The organism is uncultured Campylobacter sp. (assembly GCF_938045225.1).
Classification (GTDB): domain Bacteria; phylum Campylobacterota; class Campylobacteria; order Campylobacterales; family Campylobacteraceae; genus Campylobacter_A.
Window position 1 is genome coordinate 1 of record NZ_CALINL010000224.1, and the last position, 3,759, is coordinate 3,759.

Consider the following 3,759-nt stretch of genomic DNA (forward strand, 5'->3'; position numbering starts at 1 on the left):
CATCTTGCCCCACGCGGTAAAGTCGCGCTTGGTGTTCATCGCAAATACGCTAAGTCCGCCGAACGCTACCGTCGTAAGCGTAAAGGCTTGAGCCACTATCGCCGCGCCTCCGGGCATTGCAAAAGTGCGTCCCAAAATAGGCGTAAGCGTAAGTCCGCTAATGAAAGTAAAGGCAAAAAGTAGGATCAAATTTAAGCCCGCTTTGCGTTTAGCAAACATTAAACCGACCAAAAGTCCTAGCTCAAGTATCACAAATAGCCAGTAGTTGCCCGCTACCGTCGCTCCCAGCGAGCTATAAAGCCCGACGTAAGCTCCTACGCTGGCGGCTAAAAGCGAAGCCGCGAAAAGCTGATAGGTTTGCTTGATAAACGTGCTAAGCGCGCTTTGCGAATATTCGCTCGCAACCTCGTGCTCTCTTGAGTTTGCATAGTTTCTGTCATATAAACTCATTTTTTCTCCTTTTTAAATTTTGACGCAAATTTAGCCAAAAATAGGTAAATAAAATATAAAAGATCGCTGAATTTGACGCGTAAAAAGCAATTTAAAAAAATTTTAACGAAGTTTGAAACGTTTTTGATATAATATTTTAAAAAATTGTCAGGAAAATACAATGCAAGAAATTTTAGACGGCGCCGTTAAATTTATGGAAGAGGATTTTTTGGAGCATAAGGAGCTTTTTGAAAGCCTGGGCGAGAAACAGACGCCGCACACTCTTTTTGTCGGCTGTATCGACTCGCGCGTGGTGCCTAGCCTCATAACAAACACGGTTCCGGGCGACCTCGTCGTCGTGCGAAATATAGCAAACATCGTGCCTCCGTACCGCAAAAGCGAGGAGTTTTTGGCTACGACCTCGGCGATCGAGTACGCCTTGCAATCGCTAAACGTAAAAAACGTCATCATCTGCGGGCACAGCAACTGCGGCGGCTGCGCGGCTTTGTGGATGGATGAGGCTAAATTTAGCAAAATGCCAAACGTAAAGCGCTGGCTAGATTTGCTAGAACCCGTAAAAAAGCGCGTGCAAAAGCTTTTCGGCGATAATATCGCAAAAAGAGAGTGGCTAACCGAGCGCCTAAGCCTTGTAAATTCGTTTGAAAATTTACTGAGTTATCCCGACGTCAAGGCTAAATTTAAAGACGAGGAGCTAAAAATTTACGCCTGGCACTACATAATAGAAACGGGCGAAATTTACAACTACAACTTCGTAACAAAGAGCTTTAAACTGCTAGGAGTCGAGAAATGAGAAAAATTTTAGCCGCCGTTTTTGCGCTGTGCTTTAGCTTAAATTTGTTCGCAAATACCGCAAGCGACGATCTAAACGCAACCGACATCCTAAGCGTCGTAAATCAAATCAACGAAGCAAACGCGCAGATTGCTGTTATCAAGGCGCAGTCCGCCGAAAACAACGAAACCGCCGATAAAAACGTACTTTTTAGAACGGTCTTAGAGAAAAAAGAAAAACTGATCGAGCAGATCCCCTATCTCGTCATGCAAATCGAAATCGACGAGGAGCAGGTACAAAATTTCAAACAAGAGATGCAAGAGCTAGAGACGAAAACCAAAAAGCTAAAAAACTCTAGCAATCAAAATTTATACGTCAAAAATATGCTCGAGCTCGAGCGCATGCGGCTTGACGAGCTGTTTTACTCCTCGCTTTTAAATTTGGAAAATATCTTTAAGGAGGGCGGCAAAGCCGTAAACGTCAAACTTGCCGTCGAGAAGACGCTGCTTAGCTTTCAGACCGAGTTTTACGCACAGTTTAAGGAGTTTAAGGATAGTCTAAACGAGGAAGCGCTCGCCGCGCACAAAAGCGAACTAGAGGCGCTAGAAGCGCACAAAAAGACGCTTGAAGAGATACTCCACTACCTACGCGATAACGCCGAGCTACTCACGTCAAACTACATCATCTCGGAGCTAAATTTAAAAACGGCAATCGATTTTATCAATGAAAAAGCCTCCTTTACGAGTAAATTTAACGTCGGCAAGGCTGCGATTATATTCGTCGTATTTTTGTTCTTCGTCTCGTTTACGACGCTACTTAGCAGGCTCACGTTGTGGGTGCTGATGAAATTTTTCGTCAAGCACGATTCGGATAGATATACGAAAGGGCGTATCGTCGAGATAATCAAGCGTCCGATGCTACTCACTCTCATAGCCTACGCGATAGATATCTGCGTCTCGATCGCGTACTATCCGGCTCCTATGCCGATAAAATTTGCAAATTTCCTAGCGATCACTTTCGTCATCGCCGTTACCTGGCTCATACTTAGCGTACTAAACGGCTACGGCATGGTACTCATCAACGAACTCACCAAAAAAAGCGGGCGTAAAGAGGTGATAAATTTGATCCTAAAGATCATCTATTTCATCATCTTCGTTATCGCGCTACTTATCGTGCTTAGCAAGCTTGGATTTAACGTCAGCGCCATCATTGCCTCTCTTGGTATCGGCGGCCTTGCGGTAGCTCTTGCAACCAAGGATATCTTGGCGAATTTCTTTGCTTCCGTCATGCTGCTCTTTGACAACTCGTTCTCGCAGGGCGACTGGATCGTGTGCGGCGACATCGAGGGAACGGTCGTGGAGATCGGGCTTAGGAAAACGACCGTGCGAACCTTTGACAACGCCCTTATATTTGTACCAAACTCCAAGCTAGCTAGCGATCCGATCCGAAACTGGAGCAGGCGAAAGATGGGACGACGCATCAGGATGCTAATCGGACTAGAATACAGCGCCACGACCGAGCAGATCAAAAAGTGCGTCGAGGAAATCAAACAGATGCTAATCGATCATCCGGACATAGCAAAGGGCGACGATATGGGCTCGAAAAAGGCTAGCAGGTACGACCGCGGTATCGTCTCGATCGACGATCTGGCGGGCTATAAGTCGAATTTATTCGTCGTCGTGGACGAGTTTGCCGATAGCTCGATAAATATCCTCGTGTACTGCTTTTCAAAGACGATAGTTTGGGGCGAGTTTTTGGCCGTCAAAGAGGACGTGATGCTAAAAATAATGAATATCGTAGAGGCCAACGGGCTTGGATTTGCCTTCCCTAGCCAGAGCCTATACGTCGAAGAAGTGAAAAAATAATTTTAAAGGAGAGAAAATGAGCGAAGAATTTGACTACGAAGAGGAAGATCTAGAGGAGGAATACTCCGAATTTGACGACGAGAGATCCGAAAAATACAGCTACAACTACGACGAGAACGACTACGAATACGGCGACGAAGACGAAGAGGATAGCTACGAGATGTGATTTGCGCTCAAATTCGGCTTTGTGTGGTAAATTTGCCGACAGGCCGAATGCGGAGCGTTTAAATTTAGCTTTTACGGGTAAATTCGGCGCGGAGTTTCGGCTAATTTTTGAGCCGAATTTGAACTAATATACGAATTCTTCTTTTTTAATTATCCCGGCAACCGCCACCTTCAAATTTAGACATTAATATCTAGCCTTCGGATTTTATTTAGAGCATCTAAAAGCTTGGTTACGTCTGTCCCTTTTTCTTGTTCGGCTTTGATAAATTTCTCGAAAAACTCGCGCTTTATATCCTTGTAAACGTAGGTTTGGCTTTTACTCGTCGCTTTGATCGGTTTAAATTTCTTTTCTTTTGCGGCGTCTGCTTGCGCTTCCTCTTTGGCTACTTTATCAAAGCAGCCCTAACGTTTTTACTGATGAAGCGGATTTCTTCGCAGCACGTATTTTGGTTCTAGGCGTACGCCGTTTCCATTTGGATATTACCCTGCTGCCTATGCTCAAAACCGCCA

At 45.0% G+C, this 3,759-nt stretch carries 4 protein-coding genes; 3 read left to right on the forward strand and 1 reads right to left on the reverse strand.

Going from position 1 to position 3,759, the window contains the following annotated elements:
- Positions 1-450 (reverse strand): Bax inhibitor-1/YccA family protein (locus Q0200_RS08090; RefSeq protein WP_297940036.1); only part of this gene is annotated, 450 nt, incomplete at its 3' end.
- Positions 451-610: 160 nt separating this feature from the next.
- Between Q0200_RS08090 and Q0200_RS08095 the strand changes: the two genes are divergently transcribed.
- From Q0200_RS08095 to Q0200_RS08105, 3 genes are read left to right on the forward strand one after another with little or no spacing between them, the layout of a single operon-like run.
- Entirely contained in the window at positions 611-1,240 is a 630-nt protein-coding gene (locus Q0200_RS08095; protein WP_297940039.1) for a carbonic anhydrase, read from the forward strand.
- Positions 1,237-3,084: a mechanosensitive ion channel domain-containing protein gene (locus tag Q0200_RS08100; RefSeq protein ID WP_297940041.1), complete on the forward strand. Its 1,848-nt coding sequence runs from the start codon at positions 1,237-1,239 to the stop codon at positions 3,082-3,084. Before Q0200_RS08095 ends, Q0200_RS08100 begins: the two co-directional genes overlap by 4 nt.
- Positions 3,085-3,100: 16 nt before the next feature.
- A complete protein-coding gene (locus tag Q0200_RS08105; protein ID WP_163026379.1) occupies positions 3,101-3,250 on the forward strand; it encodes a hypothetical protein in 150 nt (49 codons plus the stop codon).
- Positions 3,251-3,759: the final 509 nt, after the last annotated feature.